Consider the following 19,633-nt stretch of genomic DNA (forward strand, 5'->3'; position numbering starts at 1 on the left):
CGCGATTAAAATTGCGTGCCGACCGCGACCCAGACCTTGTTCCTCGAGAAATTGGAACCACGAACGATCGCAGTCGAATCACGCTTTACCCAGTCATAACCCAGACTTGTGTAGAGATTCCGGTTCAGGGCATATTTTGCAAGGAGGGAGGCCCCATAAACATCATCATTACGGCGGGGGGCAAGGCCCGTATTGGCTCGAACATAATCATTGTGCGAATAACGCGCCGAAGCGGTCAAAGTGAGCGTCCGCAGCAGCTCATGTTCGACGTTCAGGGTGAAGCTGCTCGCCAGGAAACCGCGGTAATTGGGAGTCACCGTCTCCTCGACCTTCCGGTCGGCGGTCAGGCGCACTGCGGTAATCTCGGTAGGGTACCAATTCAATGCCGCACCGAACGAAGCCCGGCTGATCCCGCCGAAGCGAGAATCATCATAGCTGCGATGGAGATATCCGGCGCTGACCTCGCCGATGAGCAGCCGTGTCAGCTCGAAGCCGACACCCGCGGTCGCACGCCATCCGCGGGAGTCGCGATCGAAGGTTGCGTCGTCGAAAGGCAGCCGATAATCGACCTGATCCCATTGAAACCGGCCGATTAGAGCATAGCCGGGCGAGAATTCGTAGCCCAACCGCCCCTCGACCAGATATTCATGCCGATCGCGATCGTCATTGTTCGTGATGCCGCCGCCGATCTGCTCGGCATCATTATAATTATAATATTTATATCCGCCGACAATTCCGGCGCGCAAACGGGCGAGATCCCGCGAAAGGCCCGCCCCCAGCTCGGTCAGCTTATAGACGTTCGGCCGCAAATTGGTGAAGGACGAGTTGGGATCGCCGCGATCTTCATGGCTGCGGCTATAGCCTGCATTGCCCGTCAAATAGGTCCGCTCGGCCAGTTCATAGCGGTTACCACCATTGACGGACCAGTCCGTGCGGCTTTCGCTGTCCCTCTTCGAATACTCGAAACGATCCAACCTGCCCCGCAGATTGGTCGTATAGCGGCCCATATCGCCCTGGATCCCGATACTCGGCGAAAGCCGGATGACGGCATCGTCGGTCTTGTCCTCCAGCGCATAGATATTGTCATCATACATCAAGGCCGCTTCCGCCTTGGGATAGATGATGAAGGAGCCGAGACGCGCGCCCACCGGCTCCAGCGCCGCAGCTTCCGGATCAGCCGCGCGAGGATCGGGAACAGGCACGACAGGCTCCGGCGCGACTTGCGCTGATGCCACCGTCGGAACAGCCACCACACACAGCGCGGCGACCGAAGCCGCGTGAAGACGGCGAGACAAAGCAACCATGCAGCCCCCCCAAAAAAGCTGATAAATGACGCAACAAAGGTCTTGATATATCGGATTATACCGGGCTGGCGTTCGTTGCCGCCGGTTCGGGAACGATCAACGTATCGGCGACTTCAGGCCCCTCACCAGACTCGATAGATCCCGGCAGGTTCCGATCGCCCTCCGCAGCAAGAACTGCGGCCAGATCGACATTATTCGCATTCAGGGCCAACTGGGCCGCCTCGCCGACATCACAAGCTCCGGGCGCCACATCCCGGGTCGCCACCGCGCTCGCCAGGGCCTCGGCCGAGGCCCGGCCGGCCGAACCGACCGAAGCAGCCTTGACCACGACGGCAGCGGACGCCACGCAATCCGCGACAGGAAGCGCATCCAAAGACGCAATGGCGATTACCGCAGGATCGACCGCAGGAACGGCCGCAGCAGCTGAAACGATCCCGGCAACGAGACCGGGCGACGAGGCCACGGCGGCGGCGACGATGGCCGACGCCTGGCCGGGCAAGGCGGTCAGCGCCGCGGTGATGATGGCGGAGGCCGCCGCAGGATGGGCCGTGATGGCGGCCGCGACGATCGCGCTCGCCTGAGCGGGATTTGCCTGCACCGCCGCGGAGATCAGCGCGCCAATCTCCTCCGGCGTCTTGCCCGCGAGCGACGCGACCGTCGCGCCGGCAATTCCGGCAGGATCCTGGCTGGCAACCACCGCCGCCAGGTTCGCCGTGCCGGTGCGCGCGCCGGCAACTGCGACTGCGACCTGCGCTCCAGCCGGAAGCGCCGAAATCACCAGCGCAGAAGCCGAAACGAGCAATCCGATCTTCCTAAAGTCTGCGTCGATCATTACTCAGCCCCCCGCTCGTTATCTTCCCAACATCCTCGATGTCATAAAGTTCCCGGAACATTTAGCATAGGAATTAACTAGAATCCACTTTTTTCGCGGATGCAGCATGACCCGGAAATCGATGCGTTATTCGTCGACCAGCCGCTCCGCCCGATCCGCCTCGATGACGACGCAGGACAGGACACCCGTCGCATAGGCCCCTGTATCCACGGCGATTCTATTGGGCGCGAACAGCGGCTCCTCCACCACCGTATGTCCATGGACCACCCGCCAGGGCATTACCTCCGAAGTGGACAAGAAAGGCTCCCGAATCATCAGAAGATCTTCACGTTGCTGGGCAGCAAGCGGACGACCGGGGCGAATGCCGGCATGGACGAACAGATAGTCGCCCAATTGAATCCACAGTTCGAGCGATTCGAGAAAGCGGCGATGCTCCACCGGAAGCTGCGTCAGCAGGCCGAGACGAAGCTGATTCATCCGGTCGATGCCCGGCGCCCCTTCCGGCCTCACGCCATAGCTTACCAGCGTCGCCATGCCGCCATAAGCGAACCAAATGGGGCCGACCGCCGGATCATCGAGAAAGTGCAGCATCGCATCCTCATGGTTACCCATGAGGAAACGGGCAGGCATGCCGGCAAATCGACCGCCGAGCAGAGCGTCGATCACACCGCGCGACTCGCCGCCGCGATCGATATAATCGCCCAGGAAGATCACCAGCGCCTCGCCCTCGGGAAAGGCTTCGCGATGCCGCCCTATCGCCTGTTCGATTCGCGACAGACAATCGAGGCGACCGTGAACATCGCCCACGGCGTAGACGCGCAATCCCTCGGGCAGGCGAAAGCTGCGCCCGGTCGGACGTCTTGGCCACAGGAAATTGAATAGACTACGGGACATCTCAGCCAATATCCCCTATACAGCGATCGGGTGAATTCAAGACAAGGGATAGGCGCGATATGCGTAACGTTTCCGGGTTCGGTTGGCTGGGAGTGTCCCTATTGTTGCTGACGCCGGTCAGCAGCGCGGTACTTGCAGCCCAGCCCGCAACGACTGCCAGCGACACTCCAGCCATTGTTTCCAACACCCCTCCGGCGAGCGAGACGCCCAACCTCGCCGCGACAACATCCTCCGATGTCGACGTTAACGCCTATCGGCTGGGTGCCGGCGACAAGGTACGCGTCACCGTCTATAATGAAGACACGCTGTCCGGCGAATATGAAGTCGATGGATCGGGCAATCTCGCAATGCAACTCATCGGCGCGCTGCCGGCGGTCGACCGTACCATTCCCGAGATCACCCGTGCGATCGAGGACAAGCTGAAGGACGGCTATATGCGCAACCCGTCCGTCGCCGTGGAGGTGCTGAACTATCGCCCCTTCTATGTCCTCGGCGAGGTGAAGGAGCCGGGCAAATATCCCTATGTCAGCGGCATGACGGTGCTTAACGCCGTAGCACTGGCCGGCGGCTACACCTATCGCGGCCGCAAGGACCGGGTGATGATCGTGCGCGCGGCCGATCAGGACAAGAAGGAACAGCGGGCGGCTCCCACGGAAACCGTCATGCCCGGCGACATTATCCGCATTCCCGAACGATTCTTCTAAATCCCCATCCGACAATTGGCTCCATGTGCCAATTGTCGGGAAGTGGCACCCGTCCGGCCATCCACTGGCGATAATATCGCCCGATGCCGGGCGGGAACGGATTCGTACGACCGTACTCAAACAGGCCACGAATCCAATTATGGTTAACGACTTATAAACCATTCCCGTTAGGGATGACTTGATGGTTGCCCGCGTAGCCTGACACCCGCCACGAACAAAGCGGGTGAACGACATGACTGTTCATGAACTGGCCAGCGGCCTTATCGGAGCAGCCAGGAAGCCAAAGCATTTTGTGCAAAGCCTGAAGCGGGCCGCAGCTATCGCTACGCTGCCTGCGGCCTTCGCCCTGGCGGGCTGCGCCACCATGCCGGCCGCCCCTGCAGGAGGAGCCGCCGCGATGCGCGATGGCGGCATCACGCTTCCGCCGCGCGGCTGGCTCGATTATTGCGGACGCAACGCCAAGGACCCCTCCTGCCTTGCCGTCCAGTTCGACAAGGAGCATTGGCAGCAACTCCTTAACGTACAGGCTTCGCTGCGCGCCATCCGCAGGCAGGATGACAGCCGCAATTCCGGCAAGGCGGATTTCTGGCAGGTCGCCAGCAAAGAGCAGAGCGCGGACTGCGAGGATATTGCGCTTGCCGCGCGCAAGCAGTTGCTCGATGCCGGCTGGCCCCTCTCGGCGCTGCGGCTCGCTACCGCCTGGACGGAAAGGGGCGAATATCATGTCGTACTGACTGTCGACATGATGCGCGAGGGCGAAAAGGCGACCTATATTCTCGACAACCGCTTCGCGACGGTGCTCAGCTATCAGAAGCTCGCCAGCCTGGGATATCGTTTCCACACGCGGCAGGCGGCGCGGGGACCGAACTGGGTCGTGATCGCGTCATGATGCGAACGCCGCGCGCGCCGATCGGGACGCGCGGGCCCATCCACCGCATGCCAGGCAACCGGCGATCCGATGCCCTGATGACGGAAGCCGGCGCAGGAAGCCTCTTCGGAGGAGGGATGTTGCGCCGACCGAGGAGGGATAAGAAGGGGTTCCGATGGAAGGAAGGATGTCAGGCCGAACTGCCCTTGCCATTGGCACGGGCGGGATCGCGATCCCGAACCCATCGGCCGAGGCCATTCTTGATGAGCGGAGTGCCGCAATGCCGGCAGCGCGCGACATAGGCCCGCCCATTGTCACGAACGGACCGACCGGAACGCTGGTGAAGACCGAATAGACAGAAAATAATCATCAATGTCCCCGCCCTCGATGGATATCGGGCATCCTTCGGCTGGCCGGCTCCCATCCTCGCCGGATTATCGCCCTTCACCTTACCATGGGCATGCTGCGGCGCACCATGCCGGTCGACATGACACGGAACAATATCCATGGAAACAGGCGGGCCGAAGCGGGCTGCAGGCGCGGCAGGATGCCCTCCAGCCATATCTACCGTCGGCATGTCGCCTGCTTTCGGGAGATGAATGCGCGTGGGATTCGTTCGCATTTCGAACAATCAAAGGTCCACGGGATGAGAAGATCCATGCCGGGATCGGACGAGCCGCTCGGTACAGCGGAGATTTAGGGCCTTCGATCGCGAGGGAACAGCCCGCCCTTTTAGGGACCGAGTCGGCCCTACCTATATGGAAGAACTGTTCCCGAACCTCCGGCTCAACGACATAATGATGTATCGGCTGCTGCGGAAAGTGCTCGATAGAATGGCACGACCCGCCGCCGTGCCGGCGGGCCTGCGCATTTACGCCATTGGCGACATTCACGGCCGGCGCGATCTTCTCGATTCCCTCATCGCCATGATCGACGAGGACGATCATCGCCGGCGTCCAGCCAAGACGATGCTGATCTTTCTCGGCGATGTCGTGGATCGAGGGCCTGATTCGCGCGGCGTGATCGAACGGCTGATCACTCTCGGCGATTCCCCTCAGCAGACCCTCTTCCTGATGGGCAATCATGAAGAGATGCTGCTTCTCGCGCATGATGGCGATCCGCGTGTCGCAAGCCAGCTCGATCATATTGGCGGACGGCAGACGCTGGCGAGCTACGGCGTCGACGACAGGGAATTCGATCGCAGCGATCCTGAACGCCTCGTTCGGCTCCTAAGGGAGCGCATCCCCAAACAGCATATCGATTTTCTCCGCAGCTTCAGGGATGCAATAGTGATCGGAGACTATCTCTTCGTCCATGCCGGCATTCGCCCCGGCATTCCGCTTGCGGAACAGAAAAGTTCGGATCTCCACTGGATCAGGCACGAATTCCTGGATCATCAGGGCGACCATGGCGCGATCGTGATCCATGGCCACAGCATCAGCGATCGGCCCGAGCAACGCCCCAACCGTATCGGCATCGATACGGGCGCCTATGCCAGCGGCCGGCTGACGGCGATCGGCCTGGAAGGAAGTGATCGCTGGTACCTTGCCACGGACGAGGCGTGATACGGATTCAGCGCCGGCCGGCGCCGGCAAAGGTAATGGGGCTTTCCGCACCATCGGCCGACAGCGCGGACACGCCGAAGAAATTGTCGTCTATATTGACGTTCCGGAGAAACAGCATTGTCTCCTTCTTGACGTCGCGGCTCTCGGTCCAGTCCTGCCGGTCGGCGCGGCGCCAATGGACGCGATAAGCGGCAGCGCCTGGCACCGGATCCCAGGAAATGCTGGTATCCGCGCTCAGCGCGCCGCGAAGAACCGCATTTCCGGGCGCCGCCGGCGCGCGCGCGATCTCGCGAACAGCGGCGATGTTGAGCGCCGTCACCCTGGCCAGATAGGAAAAATCGACGCCGTCGATCGTATCGCCATAGCGCCGGCCATTTTCGGTGCGCAGATCCTGATGCTGGCGATCATAATTCTCGGTCGCCTCGCTGATCCGCACCGCCGGATAGCCCATTTCGAGAAAGGGCGTCTGGTCGCCACCCCGGCCGAAACGGTCGGCGCGGCGGACGGAGACGATCTCGAGCCCGCCCTTGCGTGCGGCGCCGACCCGCTCGATGAGCCGCGCCAGCGCGCGCGATGGCCCGTCATCCTCGCCGCCGCCCGCGCGGCGCGCGCGGATCGCCGCTGCATCCTCCGACAGGAGAATGCCCTCGCTGAACACACGGACCCGATCATCGACATGGTCGCCGCCCTGGCCATGGCTGTTGCCGACGATATCATTGTTGAGCACGGCCGCGATCTTCCAGCCGCGCGCCTTGGCCGTCGCTGCGAGCAGCTTGCCGCCCCACAGCCCCTGCTCCTCGCCCGAAAGCAGCGCATAGACGATCGTCGCCGGGAATTTCTCCTTCGACAGCAGCCGCGCCGCCTCGATCACCAGCGCGCTGCCCGATCCGTCATCATTCGCGCCCGGCGCATCGCTGAGAGCATCCATCACGTCGCTCACGCGGCTGTCGATATGGGCCTGGATGATGATGACGCGTTCGGGATCGGTGGTGCCGCGCTGGATCGCGACCACATCCTCGATGCGCACACCCTGCGGCGCGCGCGGCCCTTCGAAGCGGTCGGCGATCCGTTCGACCGCGAGGCAATTGCCGCAGGCCGCCGAAATCTCGCCGAAACGGCCGGCGGCCCAGTCGCGTGCCGCCCCGATCCCGCGTCGCGGATCGATCGTGGAGGACAGGCTGTGGCGCGTGCCGAACGAAACGAGCGTCTCGATGCTGTGACGCAGCTCCGCCGGGCTGGGCTGCGGCGCTGGAGCAGCCGCGAGAAGCGGCAAGGCCGTGACGAGGCGAAATAACCGTTTCATGGCCGGATCGTTGGGGCATTTTTCTGCCCATCGCAAGCCAATGCCCGGATGAAGCCGTCCGTGCGATTATGGATCGGCGCCCCCGACATGGGATCGGCCAAACCTCCACGCCACATGCCCGGTTCGGTAGTCTTACCGACCAAAGAACCCAGGAGGCTTGGCTTTCCATTGCTTTAGGCGGATGATGCCGTCTCCTCGCAACCGCATCGCGAAATCGGGTGCGGGGATATGCCCTTCCGTGACATCCTTAGCGACAAGGGCATGAGAGGAGAGACGTAGGCCGTCCAGACGATCGAAAAGCCGAAACATGGTGAGACGGGGGATGTTCATGCCTGAACCCAGCCGTGCGGATTCTCTTCTGGATGCGGCCGGCGAAGCCGCGACCGGCGAGAATGAACTGGATTGGATCCTCCTCAATTGTGCGGACCGCACCGAGGCCGATCTCGTCATCCTCGCCTATCGCAGCTTCGGCTTTCCATCCTATAATGTGATTGCAAGCGCAGGCGACGGACGGCTGCTGGGCACGGCGCTGGCGCGCGTGGCCGACATTCCCCTGTCCTCCTCCCCCCTGTTCCGGCGCTGGGCCGAGCCGCCGCTGGTCTGGCTGGATGCCGATGGCGGGCCGATCGGCGGCATTCTTCATATGGGCCTGCAATCCATGGCCGAGCGGCAGCTCGCCCTGATCGCCGTCTATCGACGGGAATCCGCCCTGGCCGCGGACCGGATCATGCAAGTCGCGGAGCGGCTGCATCCTTTCTTCAGTGGATATTTCCGCCTCTGGCAGCTCCATCGAGGAGACAGCAAGCGCATTGCGGGCCTCGAATCCGCGCTCAACCTGTCCCAGCTCGCAACTCTGATCCTGGATGCAGCCGGCGAGGTGATCTTCGCCAATCCGCAGGCGCTCCGACTGCTCGACGCGCGGGACGGGCTGCGCCGGAAGGGCCGCTCGATCGCCGCCATCGCGCTTCCCGATGCCGTGGCGCTCCAGGTCGCGATCGATCATGTCCTGGCCCAGCATTCCCCCAGGCCGCGCGCGGAGCCCCGCAAATCGCCCCTCCTGCGGCTCACCCGCCCGGACGGGCGCCGTCCGCTGGTCGCGACCATCCTGCCGGTCGATCATGCTCCCGGCGAGCGCACCGATCCGGCCGTGATCGTCTATGCGCTCGTGCCCGACGGCGATCTTCGCGCGATGCTGGAGCCGGTATGCAAGCTCCATCATCTGTCGCCCGTCGAAACGCGACTGGTGGTGGAACTGGCCAGCGGGCTTACGCTCGACGAGGCGGCCGAGCGGCTGCATGTGAAGCCGCAGACCGCCCGCTCCTATCTCAAGCAGATCTTCGTCAAGACGGATACCAACCGTCAGGCTGAACTCGTCCGGGTGATGCTTTCAAGCCTGCTGCATATCTCCGCCGAGGCCGAACCCCTCGCCAATAGCGATCTCTGAACGCCGCCCCGACGCCTCTTCCGAGCGGGCTTCGCGCCCGCGCATCTCGCAACGGGATCGTTGCGCCACCATCCCCCCGATCAAGGGCCAAGCCTTTGCCCGGATAGGGGCAAAGGTCACCCGCCGTCAGGGGCAACCTCTCCGACCGCTCAAGATTAGGAGGGTTCCAGCTCCGGGTGGTCCGGGGCTGAGCGAGCCCGAAGGACGCCGGCTTCCCCGGGGGAGGATGATGGCCGTTCCCATGGCGACACCGTTGAACAGAACGGGATGGATAAAGATGAAAACGAACCTTTTGCTCACATCGTCGGCCGTAGCGCTGATGGTGGCGTCCCCAGCCTATGTTCGGGCGGCCGATCCGCCCATCAACACTGTCGAAGCGGGAAGGGCCGCGGCGCAGGACGATGCGAGCGCCAACAGCGACTCCTTCAATGACAATTCCGATGACTCGGATAATTCCGATAATTCCGACAACTCCACCACGGATAATTCGGACAACTCCGATAACTCAGATAATTCAGCAACAGATAATTCGGATAACTCCGATAACTCCGATAATTCGACCACAGATAATTCCGACAACTCGGACAACTCTGACAATTCGGATAACTCCGATAACTCAGACAACTCGACCACCGATAACTCCGATAATTCGGATAACTCAGACAATTCTGATAACTCCGACAACTCAGATAACTCGACTACAGATAATTCCGACAACTCAGACAACTCTGATAATTCGGACAACTCCGATAACTCTGACAATTCGGATAACTCTGACAACTCAGATAACTCGACCACAGATAATTCCGACAACTCGGACAACTCTGACAATTCGGACAACTCCGATAACTCAGACAACTCCGATAACTCAGACAACTCCGATAACTCAGACAACTCCGACAACTCGGATAATTCGGACAACTCCAGCCAAGCCTCGAATGACGGCAATGGCGCAGTCTCCAATGGGGGAGATGCCGAATTCACCGACTCGTCCGTGAGCCAAAGTGGAGAGGCTACCGCCGATACCGGCGCTGCGGCACTGACCAACCAGTTCGGTGCGAATGCGATCGTCGCCTCGGCGAATCTGGCCAGCTATGTCACGGACATCTCGGTGCGCTACGACTCGCCGGAAGGCGATGGAGGTGTCGCCGACAACAGCCTCACGACCGGCGACGCCGCCTTCCAGAACTTCGCCGGCCTGCAAGCGCTCAACTTGAACACGGGAATAGCCAGTTCGCAAAATGCGGCGGTCAATGTCACCGCATCCACGGGTGACATCAATCTCGGCCAGTAATGGCAGCGACGGGCGCGGGGGCGGGCAGCCGCCCCCTCACCTGCAGGAGAGGACCATGAAATCCCTTGTAGCAACCAGCCTATTGGCCATCGCCCTCTCCACCGGGACGACCGCACAGGCGGAACCGGCAGAGGCGACGAATGCTCCGGCCGCGATCGAGGCCGAGCAGGCCTCGCCCTTCGCGGAGGCAACACCCATCAGCACCCGGCAATTGGGCATGGTCACGGGCCAAGCCGATCTGGCGCAGGAGATCCGCGCCCAGAATAACAGCACTGTCAGCCGCAACGTGGTGAGCGGAAACTCCGTCACCGGAACGATCAATTTCGACGATCAGGCCTTTCAGAATCTCAACGGCCTGTCGGTGCTCAACGCCAATACGGGCAATAATGTCGCGATCAACGCATCGATGAACGTGAATGTCTCACTTCAGCCCTGATGCCGCGTCCAGCGCGCGAAAGGCGGGCAGGGCTTGGCTGCTTCTGGCCTGCGCCGCGCTCGGCGCCTGTTCGGCCCGCCCCCTGACCGAGCAGGGAAACCGAATGACCTTCGGCAGCATGCTCGACTTCGGCCTTCCCGTCGAAAGCATGATGGGCCGCAGGTTCCACACCGTCATCCGCCAGCAATATGATTTCAGTTGCGGCTCGGCCGCGCTCGCGACGCTGCTGCGCTATCATTATGATGATCCGCAGAGCGAGCGGAGCGTGTTTCTCGGCATGTGGCGCGATGGCGATCGCGCGCAGATACGTCGCGCCGGCTTCTCGCTGCTGGACATGAAGCGCTATCTGGAGGCGCGCGGGATCACGGCGGACGGCTATCGGGTTGGCCTCGACCAGATCGAAAAGGCCCGGCTTCCCGGCATCGCGCTCATCGATTTCAACGGATATCGCCATTTCGTCGTGGTGAAGGGCGTCGAGGCGGGAAGCGTCCTGCTCGGCGATCCCTCGCTCGGCCTTCGGCGCGAGAAGCCCGCTATCTTCGCACGCCAGTGGAACGGCGTCTTCTTCGTCCTCAACGGTCGCATTGCGGCAGCCCGCCGCCATTTCAACCAGCGGGCGGATCTCGATCTCGCGCCCACCGCCCCGCGCTATGGCGGGGCGGCTCCGCTGGGGCTGGCGGCGCTCGCGCTCACCCGCCCGCTCCCGGGTGAATTCTAGGAGGAAGGGACATGACGGCGCGGCATCTCCTCTCCCTTCTCGCGCTGGCCGCGCTCCCGTCCGCGGCGGCGGCGGCCGTGCCGGATGACAATCCCTTCGGTGCGCCGCCCGTAGCGGATTCGCAGCTCGCTACGATGCGCGGCGGCGTTCGCCTGCCCAATGGCTTCGATGTGGCGATCGGCATCGACATACAGACGCGGGTGAACGGCGCGCTCGCACTCCAGACCGTCTATGCGAGCGAGGGGCCCAATGCGGGCCTCCACGTCTATACCGGTGATGGCGAAACGAGACCCTTGGCTCCGTCGACGGTCCGGATCGAGACGGCTTCGGGATCGGCACGGCCGACGGTGAGCGTGACGAACGGCACGCCACAGAACTGGCCGGTACCGGCCGGCCAGACGCTCGTTCCAGTGGTCGCGAACGGCCCCGGCATGGCCGGACAGGCAGGCCTCTTCAGCCTTCGGGAGGATGATCGGGGCATGGTGGTGACGCTCGATGCGCCCGCGCTCCAGATCCGTCATCTCGTCGGCGAAGCGACGGGTGTCGCGGTCGCCAACACCGCCGATAGCCGGACGATCGACACGGTAAGCGCGGTCAATATCGATCTGAAGGGGGTCGGCTCCCTGTTGGCGCCCGGCATCATGGCTGCCGAGCGGGTGATGCAGGAGGCGCTTCGCGGCCGCTGAAAAGACCGAATCAGGGAAAAGGGAGGGGAAAATGCGCGGGCGATCATTAGCTGCTGTCTCTGGCCTGATGCTGGCCGGCATGTCCTGGGCCAACCCGGCCTTCGCCCAGGCTCCTGCCAAAGACGACAAGGCCGCGCTGCTGGAGGAACTGGCGCGCGAACGGGCCGCGCTCGAGGCGCAGCAGCGGGCGCTGGACGAGCAACGGGCCCGGCTCCGCGCGCTCGAGGAAAGACTGGCCGGCCGGCCCGCGACCGGCCGAGATCGGCCCAATGCCGGGCCGCCGGGATCGGTACCGCTTCCCCCCTCCCCGGCCCCGGTGGCATCCGCACGGACCGGTGCCCAGCCGGTCGGCGAGGCACCGAGCGACCAGCGGCAGGTACAGGTCGCGGTGTTGGGCGAACAGGGCGGCATCATCACCCGGGCGGGCCGGCTCACGGTGGAAGCATCGCTGGAATATGCACGCGCGGACCGCAATCGCGTCATCTTCCGGGGCATCGAGATTCCCCAGTCGGTGCTCGTCGGCGTGTTCGACATCAATGAAAGCCGCCAGGATGTGCTGACCGCGGCGGCGACATTGCGCCTGGGACTGACCGGGCGCCTGGAGACGCATGCGCGCCTTCCCTATGTCTATCGTTCGGATCGATCGGTCCTGGCGCCCGTCGCCGATCCGGCGAACCCCAATGCCGGCCAGATCGACCATCCCGTCACCAATGGCGGGATCGGCGATGTCGACTTCGGCCTGCGCTATCAATTCACCAATGGACGCAACGGCTGGCCCTATCTGATCGCGGGCATGCAGGCGGTGGCACCCACCGGCACCAATCCCTTCAAGGTGCGACGCGATGCGCTCGGCAATGCGCTCGAGGCCGCGACGGGCGCGGGCTTCTGGGGAGCAACGCCCTCGCTCACCGCCATCCTCCCGACCGATCCCGCGGTCCTCTTCGGGACGCTCGGCTATACGGTGAATTTCGGTCGTGACATCGGCCGCCGCATCGGCCCGGCCTTTGTCGATCGCGTCAAGCCGGGCGACGAGCCCGCCGCCAGCGCGGGCATAGCCGTCTCGCTCAATCCGCGCACCTCGCTCAGCTTCGGCTATGCCCATACCTGGTCCTTCGGCACGAAGACGCGTCTGCGCTCGATCGATCCGCGCACGGGCGAACTTGGTGAGCTGAGCAGCACCAAGACACGCGATCTCCAGCTCGGCCGCTTCCTCTTCGGGATCAGCTATCGCACCAACCGGCGGACGACGGTGAACTGGAATGTCGAGCTCGGCGCCACCGACGATGCGACCGACCTGCGCACCACGCTGCGCATCCCCCTGACGATCGACCCCTGACGATCCCTTCCGAAGATGGTCGTGAGCCGGTCGTCAGCCGGCAGCCCTTCGACGCGCGCGCGGCAGGATCGCGCCAAGGGCCGCAGCATAGACATGCTTTCGGCGCTCGCCCAATTCGGCGAGCAGCAAGACGATGCCGATCGTGCCCGCAAATATGATGAGAAGCCCGGCTATGCCCTGCCCGCCGTCCGGAACGATTGCCATGAGCAGGAACAGCACCGGCAGATGCATCAGATAGAGAGTGAAGCTCGCGCCCGACAGCCATTTGATCGGGCGGCGGCACCATTGGAGCAGCGCCGCGCGCTTCCCGAATAGCAGCGCGAAACCGACGATGTTCATCGCCGCGCACAGCCCGATACCGTGGAAATAAGTCCATGTCCGCAACATCTGGTCGCCGTCGCGCACGTGGAAGATCCCATATTCCGCCCCGGCGAACAGACCATATTTGAGGATGAGATAGGCGAGCGCGCTCCCGCCGAACAGGATCATGCCGACTGTCCGTCGGCCGGACAGGAGCCGATACCGGTACAGTAGCTCATACGCGCCCACGCCCAGCATCCACAGCGGCAGATAGAGGATGATCTTGGGCCCGCAGATCAGCGCCCAGGCGGCGAGCGCCAGCCATCGCGCCCGGCCATCGAGATAAAGGGCGAGCCCGAAGAAGATATAATAGCAGACCTCGAAGCCGAGCGACCAGAAAGGGATGTTGGACCCCAGCACGACATGGCTCAGCCACAGCTCATTGGCGAAGATCATGGAGGACAGCACGTCCGGCAAATCCCCCGGCCCGTCGAAATAATAGCGATCCGCCAATATCTGCGGCGCCAGAGCGAGCGTCGCCGCATCGCAGACCAGGGTGACGAGTATGGCAAGCGGCACGACCGAATAGAGCCGCGCCGCCCGCGCCGCGACATAGCTGCGCCACGACGCTTCCCGCTCGACCGTGACGAAGCGGATCACGAAGCCCGACAGCACGAAGAAGAAGGCAACCGCCTCCTGATGATGATTGCCCAATATCGCCGGAATATCGGGGTCGGCGTAGAGGCGCATATGGCCGAGAAGCACCGCGAGCGCCGCAAGCGCCCGCATCAGCTCCAGATAGAGAGATAGTCCGCGTCCCATCCGGATCATCCTCTTCGGCCTGGAACGGAAGCATCGCCGGGAATAGGCAAGAGGCAAAGCCCGGACGATTACCTAGCGCCGGGCCCGGCCGTCGGATGCTCCGGAAAGTTCTGTTTCGGTCAGGAGCCGTTGCGCCATCGCAACGGCCATGCAAGCGCATCGCATGGGAATCTACACGCATTCAGGCGGCGCCGACGCGGCGCTGGCGGTCTGAGGAAACGCAGCGGCGGATGTCCGGGTGAAGCTGCCGAGCGTGAGATCGCCCTTGATCAGCGCGGGCAGCTCGTTCGCGAAATGCTGCATGTGCGGGCGCTCGAGATGCGCGGCCAGTTCCTCGGGCGAGCGCCAATTTTCATGGACGAACCACAGGTCTGGATCCTCGTTCGACTGGTGGACGTCATAGGCGATGCAGCCCGGCTCGGCCCGGCTGGGCGCAATCAGCCCGGCGAGGCGCCGGCCGAGCGCCTGCGAACAGCCGGGACGCGCGCGGATGAAGGCGATGTGCGTGAGCGGAACCATCAGAGTCTCCATCGATAGGTAAAGTCCGAACGCGCCCGCTTGCGGCGCGGCTCAGTCGACCAGCGCTGGCGCCACGCCGTAGCGGGCGGCGGAATGGCGGAGCGAGAGGTTCGGGACGAGCTTGCGGCGCGCATCCTCGAGCTGCCGCCAGTCGGCGATATCGGGCAGCGCCGGGATGGTCACCACTTCACCCATGTCGAGCCCGGCCAGCGCCGCGTCGACCATTTCATGGACGTCCATCACGATCTCGGCCGGCAGATCATCAAGGCTATGGCCCGAACGTTCCCAGATTTCGGTACGCGTGGCTCCCGGCAGCACGACCTGCACGCGGACGCCCTGCGGCTGAAGCTCGCTATGGAGCGCCTGGCTGAAGGCGAGGACGAACGCCTTCGTCGCGGGATAGGTCGGTTCGAACTGATCCGCGAACAGCGCCGTCACCGAGCCGATATTGACGATCGCGCCCCGCCCCCTGGCCGCAAAGCCGGATGCGGCCGCCGCCGCAAGGCGCGTGAAGGCCAGCACGTTCAGGCGGATGAGCGTCTCCAGCCGGTCGGGATCGGCGGTCGCGGCCGGCCCGCCGCCGGCCATGCCCGCATTGTTGACGAGCATGGTGATGCCCCCATCCTCGCGCAGCCGCCGCTCGACATGGCCGAGGTCGGCGGCATCCGAAAGATCGGCCTGCAGCACCTCCACGCTTATGCCATTTTCCTCGATCAGCCGCGCCGCGAGCGCCTCCATCCGCGCCTTGTCGCGCGCGACGAGGATGAGGTCGTGGCCACGCTTGGCAAAGCGGTCGGCATAGGTCGCGCCGATACCGGCCGATGCGCCGGTGATCAGGATCATCTCTTTCGTCATGGCGAATCTCCTCGATGGGATGGCCGGACGCGGCGGCATCCGGCGTGGAATGCGCGGCGCGGCCGCAGGGACCATTTGCCCTGACCTTGTCACCCGGTCGCGCCGCGGCTGCCATCAGACGAGCGGTCAGATCCCTCATATCTTGGTATGGGGAGGACGTAGCCGCGCGCCACCACGCAGGGCGCGGCACTTAAACCAGCGTATGATTTTCACGCGTCCGGTGGCGTGCGAATGCCATGATGCTCCGTGTCATCTGCGGACATGTGCAAGAGGATTTTCGCGTGCCCGATGACATATTGATCTCGGTGATCGACGATGACGAGTCGCTTTGCCTGGCGATGGTGGGGCTGATCCGCTCCTTCGGATATCGGGCAAGCGGCCACGGATCGGCCGAGGCATTTCTTCGATCGGGCGAAATGGCGCGGGCGCGATGTATCGTCACGGACATCCATATGGCGGGCCTGAACGGGCTCGAGCTCAAGCAGCTGCTCGACGAGCAGGAGTGCCATGTCCCGGTGATCATGATGACGGCGCGCACGGAAGAAGCGCTGCTGATGCGCGCGCGAGAGAGCGGTGCGCTATGCCTTCTGCAAAAGCCGTTTCCGGCCGATGCATTGATCGGCTGGATCGACAAGGCGCTTGCCACCTGAATAGCGGACGGCGCAATGATATTGCTTCGCCCATCCTTCGAGGCGCGGCCGCGAAGAGAGAAGCCGGGGACGATAGCAAGCCCATGATCCGATCTGCGCCGGAGCGTCCGGAAGACATTTTGGATCTCGTCACCGAGAGCGTGATCGTGCGTGGCCTCGACGGACGCATCCGCCTTTGGAACGACATGTCCGAAACCATCTATGGCTGGCGGCGGGAGAACGCGCTTGGCCGGCCTCTGCATGGGTTGCTTCATTCGCATCATCCCTTGACCATCGCCGGCATCGAAAGCCTGCTCGCGGAGAAGGGCGTCTGGGAAGGCGAGCTGACCCGCAGCACGGCAGACGGGCGGGAGGTGCGCATCGAGACGCGCTGGATCATGCGCCGCGACGATCATGGTCGGCCGGTGGACATTGTCGAGACCGGACGGGACATGACGCACTTCCCCGAACTCGAACTGGAAACACGCCTCAACACGCATCGCTATCGCAATCTTTTCCAGGCGATGGCGGCATCCTTCTGGGAATTGGACTTCAGCCTCGTCCGGCGAATGATCGAGGATCTGGTGAATGACGGCGTCCGTGATCTGCGCGCCTATCTGGCCGCCCATCCCGATTTCATCCGACGCGCCATGGCGGCAACGCATGTCATCGACGTGAACGAGAAGACGGTGCAGCTTTTCGGCGCGCAAGGACGAGCGCAATTGCGGGGCATGAATGTCGCGCCCTTCTGGCCGTGCGCGAGCGAGTATATCTATGCGCAAGCCCTGGTCGCCGCCTTCGAGAGCCGGCCGCACTATATAGCCGAGACGAAGGTCGCGACGCTCGACGGGCGCGAGATCGACGTGATCTTCACGGTATGCTGGCCCACCGAACATAAGGGGCGGGGCAGCGTGCTCGTCGGCATTATCGACATTTCGGAGCAGGTCGCGGCGCGCGCTGCGCTCGAGCGGATCCGGGCGGAGCTCGCCCATGCCGCCCGCGTATCGATATTGGGCGAGCTCGTCGCGTCGATCGCGCATGAGGTGAATCAGCCGCTCGCCGCGATCGCCACCAATGGCGAGGCCGGCCTGCGCTGGCTGGCGCGGCCCGAGCCGGACGTCGAGGAAGTACGCATGCTCACCGGCCGGATGGTGGCCGATGCGCGCCGCGCCGCCGACATCATCGCCCGCATCCGGGGCATGGCCGCCAAGCGCGCGCCCGAACCGACGCTGATGTCGCTGAACGGCCTGATCGAGGAAGCGATGCTCTTCCTGCGCCATGAGCGCCAGGCGCATGACGTCGCGCTCACGCTCGATCTCGCGCCCGACCTCCCGCCGCTGCGCGCCGACCGCACCCAGGTCCAGCAGGTCGTCGTCAATCTCGCCGTCAATGCGATGCAGGCGATGAACCAAGCCGGCAGCCCCGAACGCGCCCTCAAGGTCCGCACGCGCCCTGCCGGCCCCGCGACGCTGCTCTGCGAGATGGAGGATAGCGGCCCCGGCATCCCGCCCGACCATCTCGAGCGGCTGTTCGACAGCTTCTTCACCACCAAGGAAAGCGGGCTCGGCATCGGCCTTTCCATCTGCCGCTCGATCATCGAGGCGCATGGCGGCGAGATCCGTGCCGCCAACCTGCCCGGCGGCGCCTGCTTTTCCTTCACCTTGCCTGCCGGACCGGCACCGGCGGACCATGCGGCAATTGTGGAATGAAGGGGGGAACCGTCACATGCGATTGCGCGTCAAGGCCGCCTATGCGGCGCCCGGCATCGGCCTTGCGGGGCTTAGCCTCCCGCTCCTGATCTATCTGCCGACATTCTACACGGCCGAAATGGGCCTGCCGCTGGCTGCGGTCGGCGCCGCTTTCCTCATCGTCAGGCTGCTCGACATCGGTTTCGATCCGCTGGTCGGCGCCGCGATGGACAGGACGGGCTCACGCTTCGGCCGGTTCCGAACATGGTTCGTGGCGGGCACGCCACTGCTCCTCCTCTCGGTCTATGGCCTGTTCATGCCGCCGCCGGGGACGGGCCTTATCTATCTCGCCGCCTGCCTCGTCGGAACCTATGCGGGCTGGTCGATCTGCTTCGTCGCGCAACTGGGCTGGGGCTGCACGCTTTCGGACGATTATGCCGAGCGCAACAGCATCTTCGCCTGGTGGCAGATGGCCTATCTTCTGGGCAGCCTGATCATCACCATGCTCCCGCTGCTGCCGCATCTACGCAGCGATCCGTCGCTGACGGTGCCGACCATGGGATGGTTCATCCTGCTCGCGGTGCCCCTGGGCGTGCTGACGGCAATATGCGGCGTATCGGAGAGGAATTCGACGGCCCGGCGCGCGCCTCCCCCGCTGCGGGATTATCTGCGGCTCGTCGTCCGGCCCGGCGTCACGCGGCTGCTTGCCGCCGATCTGCTCATCGCCATGGCGGTCTTCACCAACGGGGCACTGTTCTTCTTCTATTTCGCGGCGGCGCGCGGCATCGGCCGGCCGGACGCGGCGATGCTGCTCTTCCTGACGAATGCGGGGGCACTGCTCGGCGCCTATGGCTGGGGCCGGCTGGGCAGCCGCGTGGAGAAGCATCGGGCGGCCGCGATCGGCTTCGGCTGCTACGCATTCCTGCTCGCGACGCTGCACCTCCTGCCCTTTTCCGGCCTCCTCGCCGGCGGCGCGATCATGGCGCTGTTCGGCGCCACATTGTCCGCCGGCCCCGTGCTCATCCGCTCCATGCTCGCCGATGTGGGCGATCAGGAGCGGTTGCTGAGCGGCGCCGACCATACCGGCCTGCTCGCAGCCCTCTTCTCCAATTCGAACAAGCTCGGCGCGGCGATCGGCCCGGCGATCAGCTTCCTGCTCCTCAGCCTCGCCGGCTTCGATCCGCGCGCGGCCATGCCCACGGACGCCGCCCTTTCGACGCTCACGGGGCTCGCGATCTGGGCGCCCGCGATGATCGGCTTTCTCTGCGCCTGGCTGATACTGGGCCATAGGCTGACCGCCAGCGCGCACGCCGCGATCCGGGCAAAGCTGGCCGGCGCAGAGGCGGCGGCCGGCTGATCACTCATATCTTGGTTTAACCGCGTCAACTCCATGGACGATTGGCCGGCCATCGTCCCGGCCGCATCATCATCGCGAC

The 19,633-nt window shown here is 63.9% G+C and carries 19 protein-coding genes; 12 read left to right on the forward strand and 7 right to left on the reverse strand.

Annotated features, from left to right (window positions below):
- Positions 1 to 5: 5 nt before the first annotated feature.
- The 3 genes from CLG96_RS03185 to CLG96_RS03195 all read right to left on the reverse strand — a co-directional run bounded on the left by CLG96_RS03185 (position 6) and on the right by CLG96_RS03195 (position 3,030).
- Entirely contained in the window at positions 6 to 1,202 is a 1,197-nt protein-coding gene (locus tag CLG96_RS03185; protein ID WP_165799504.1) for an outer membrane beta-barrel protein, read from the reverse strand.
- Between the two features lie 157 nt (positions 1,203 to 1,359).
- The gene (locus tag CLG96_RS03190; protein ID WP_107966382.1) at positions 1,360 to 2,136 is read right to left on the reverse strand and encodes a hypothetical protein; all 777 of its coding nucleotides are present in this window, start codon (positions 2,134 to 2,136) and stop codon (positions 1,360 to 1,362) included.
- A 126-nt stretch (positions 2,137 to 2,262) separates the two neighbouring features.
- The gene (locus tag CLG96_RS03195) at positions 2,263 to 3,030 is read right to left on the reverse strand and encodes a metallophosphoesterase (protein ID WP_107966383.1); all 768 of its coding nucleotides are present in this window, start codon (positions 3,028 to 3,030) and stop codon (positions 2,263 to 2,265) included.
- A 59-nt stretch (positions 3,031 to 3,089) separates the two neighbouring features.
- On the opposite strand from CLG96_RS03195, the gene CLG96_RS03200 reads away from it, so the two are divergent.
- From CLG96_RS03200 to CLG96_RS03215, 3 genes are all read left to right on the forward strand, one after another.
- On the forward strand, positions 3,090 to 3,734 hold the full coding sequence (locus CLG96_RS03200) for a polysaccharide biosynthesis/export family protein (RefSeq protein WP_107966384.1): 645 nt from the start codon (positions 3,090 to 3,092) through the stop codon (positions 3,732 to 3,734).
- A gap of 397 nt (positions 3,735 to 4,131) precedes the next feature.
- Positions 4,132 to 4,623, forward strand: coding sequence for a transglutaminase-like cysteine peptidase (locus tag CLG96_RS03205; RefSeq protein ID WP_165799505.1), 492 nt, complete (start codon positions 4,132 to 4,134; stop codon positions 4,621 to 4,623).
- Positions 4,624 to 5,360: 737 nt separating this feature from the next.
- Positions 5,361 to 6,167, forward strand: coding sequence for a metallophosphoesterase family protein (locus CLG96_RS03215; protein WP_243395580.1), 807 nt, complete (start codon positions 5,361 to 5,363; stop codon positions 6,165 to 6,167).
- Positions 6,168 to 6,174: 7 nt separating this feature from the next.
- On the opposite strand, the gene CLG96_RS03220 is transcribed toward CLG96_RS03215, so the two are convergent.
- Positions 6,175 to 7,470, reverse strand: coding sequence for a M28 family peptidase (locus tag CLG96_RS03220; RefSeq protein ID WP_107966387.1), 1,296 nt, complete (start codon positions 7,468 to 7,470; stop codon positions 6,175 to 6,177).
- Between the two features lie 328 nt (positions 7,471 to 7,798).
- On the opposite strand from CLG96_RS03220, the gene CLG96_RS03225 reads away from it, so the two are divergent.
- The 6 genes from CLG96_RS03225 to CLG96_RS19100 all read left to right on the forward strand — a co-directional run bounded on the left by CLG96_RS03225 (position 7,799) and on the right by CLG96_RS19100 (position 13,384).
- Positions 7,799 to 8,914 (forward strand): helix-turn-helix transcriptional regulator, encoded by a 1,116-nt coding sequence (locus CLG96_RS03225; protein ID WP_165799506.1) that lies wholly within the window; start codon positions 7,799 to 7,801, stop codon positions 8,912 to 8,914.
- Between the two features lie 277 nt (positions 8,915 to 9,191).
- Complete coding sequence (locus CLG96_RS03230) at positions 9,192 to 10,208, forward strand: hypothetical protein (RefSeq protein WP_207796539.1); 1,017 nt, start codon at positions 9,192 to 9,194, stop codon at positions 10,206 to 10,208.
- A gap of 55 nt (positions 10,209 to 10,263) precedes the next feature.
- Positions 10,264 to 10,644: a hypothetical protein gene (locus tag CLG96_RS03235; protein ID WP_133175327.1), complete on the forward strand. Its 381-nt coding sequence runs from the start codon at positions 10,264 to 10,266 to the stop codon at positions 10,642 to 10,644.
- Between the two features lie 103 nt (positions 10,645 to 10,747).
- The gene (locus CLG96_RS03240; protein WP_107966390.1) at positions 10,748 to 11,362 is read left to right on the forward strand and encodes a C39 family peptidase; all 615 of its coding nucleotides are present in this window, start codon (positions 10,748 to 10,750) and stop codon (positions 11,360 to 11,362) included.
- An 11-nt stretch (positions 11,363 to 11,373) separates the two neighbouring features.
- Positions 11,374 to 12,048 carry a hypothetical protein gene (locus CLG96_RS03245; RefSeq protein WP_107966391.1) on the forward strand — a complete coding sequence of 225 codons (675 nt, stop codon included), beginning with the start codon at positions 11,374 to 11,376 and terminating at the stop codon, positions 12,046 to 12,048.
- Positions 12,049 to 12,079: 31 nt separating this feature from the next.
- On the forward strand, positions 12,080 to 13,384 hold the full coding sequence (locus CLG96_RS19100) for a transporter (protein ID WP_133175328.1): 1,305 nt from the start codon (positions 12,080 to 12,082) through the stop codon (positions 13,382 to 13,384).
- Positions 13,385 to 13,417: 33 nt separating this feature from the next.
- Here CLG96_RS19100 and CLG96_RS03255 read toward each other — a convergent pair whose 3' ends face one another.
- The 3 genes from CLG96_RS03255 to CLG96_RS03265 all read right to left on the reverse strand — a co-directional run bounded on the left by CLG96_RS03255 (position 13,418) and on the right by CLG96_RS03265 (position 15,880).
- Positions 13,418 to 14,506, reverse strand: a complete 1,089-nt coding sequence (locus tag CLG96_RS03255) for an acyltransferase family protein (RefSeq protein WP_165799507.1) — start codon at positions 14,504 to 14,506, stop codon at positions 13,418 to 13,420.
- Between the two features lie 171 nt (positions 14,507 to 14,677).
- Positions 14,678 to 15,025 carry a putative quinol monooxygenase gene (locus tag CLG96_RS03260; RefSeq protein ID WP_207796541.1) on the reverse strand — a complete coding sequence of 116 codons (348 nt, stop codon included), beginning with the start codon at positions 15,023 to 15,025 and terminating at the stop codon, positions 14,678 to 14,680.
- 51 nt (positions 15,026 to 15,076) lie between these two features.
- Positions 15,077 to 15,880 carry an SDR family NAD(P)-dependent oxidoreductase gene (locus CLG96_RS03265; RefSeq protein ID WP_107966395.1) on the reverse strand — a complete coding sequence of 268 codons (804 nt, stop codon included), beginning with the start codon at positions 15,878 to 15,880 and terminating at the stop codon, positions 15,077 to 15,079.
- Between the two features lie 236 nt (positions 15,881 to 16,116).
- On the opposite strand from CLG96_RS03265, the gene CLG96_RS03270 reads away from it, so the two are divergent.
- The 3 genes from CLG96_RS03270 (at position 16,117) to CLG96_RS03280 (ending at position 19,554) form a co-directional block, all read left to right on the forward strand.
- The gene (locus CLG96_RS03270) at positions 16,117 to 16,530 is read left to right on the forward strand and encodes a response regulator transcription factor (protein ID WP_243395581.1); all 414 of its coding nucleotides are present in this window, start codon (positions 16,117 to 16,119) and stop codon (positions 16,528 to 16,530) included.
- Between the two features lie 83 nt (positions 16,531 to 16,613).
- Complete coding sequence (locus CLG96_RS03275) at positions 16,614 to 18,218, forward strand: PAS domain-containing sensor histidine kinase (RefSeq protein WP_165799508.1); 1,605 nt, start codon at positions 16,614 to 16,616, stop codon at positions 18,216 to 18,218.
- 16 nt (positions 18,219 to 18,234) lie between these two features.
- Entirely contained in the window at positions 18,235 to 19,554 is a 1,320-nt protein-coding gene (locus CLG96_RS03280) for an MFS transporter (protein WP_165799509.1), read from the forward strand.
- The last annotated feature ends 79 nt before the right edge of the window (positions 19,555 to 19,633 follow it).

This window comes from Sphingomonas oleivorans (genome assembly GCF_003050615.1).
Taxonomy (GTDB): Bacteria; Pseudomonadota; Alphaproteobacteria; order Sphingomonadales; family Sphingomonadaceae; genus Sphingomonas_H; species Sphingomonas_H oleivorans.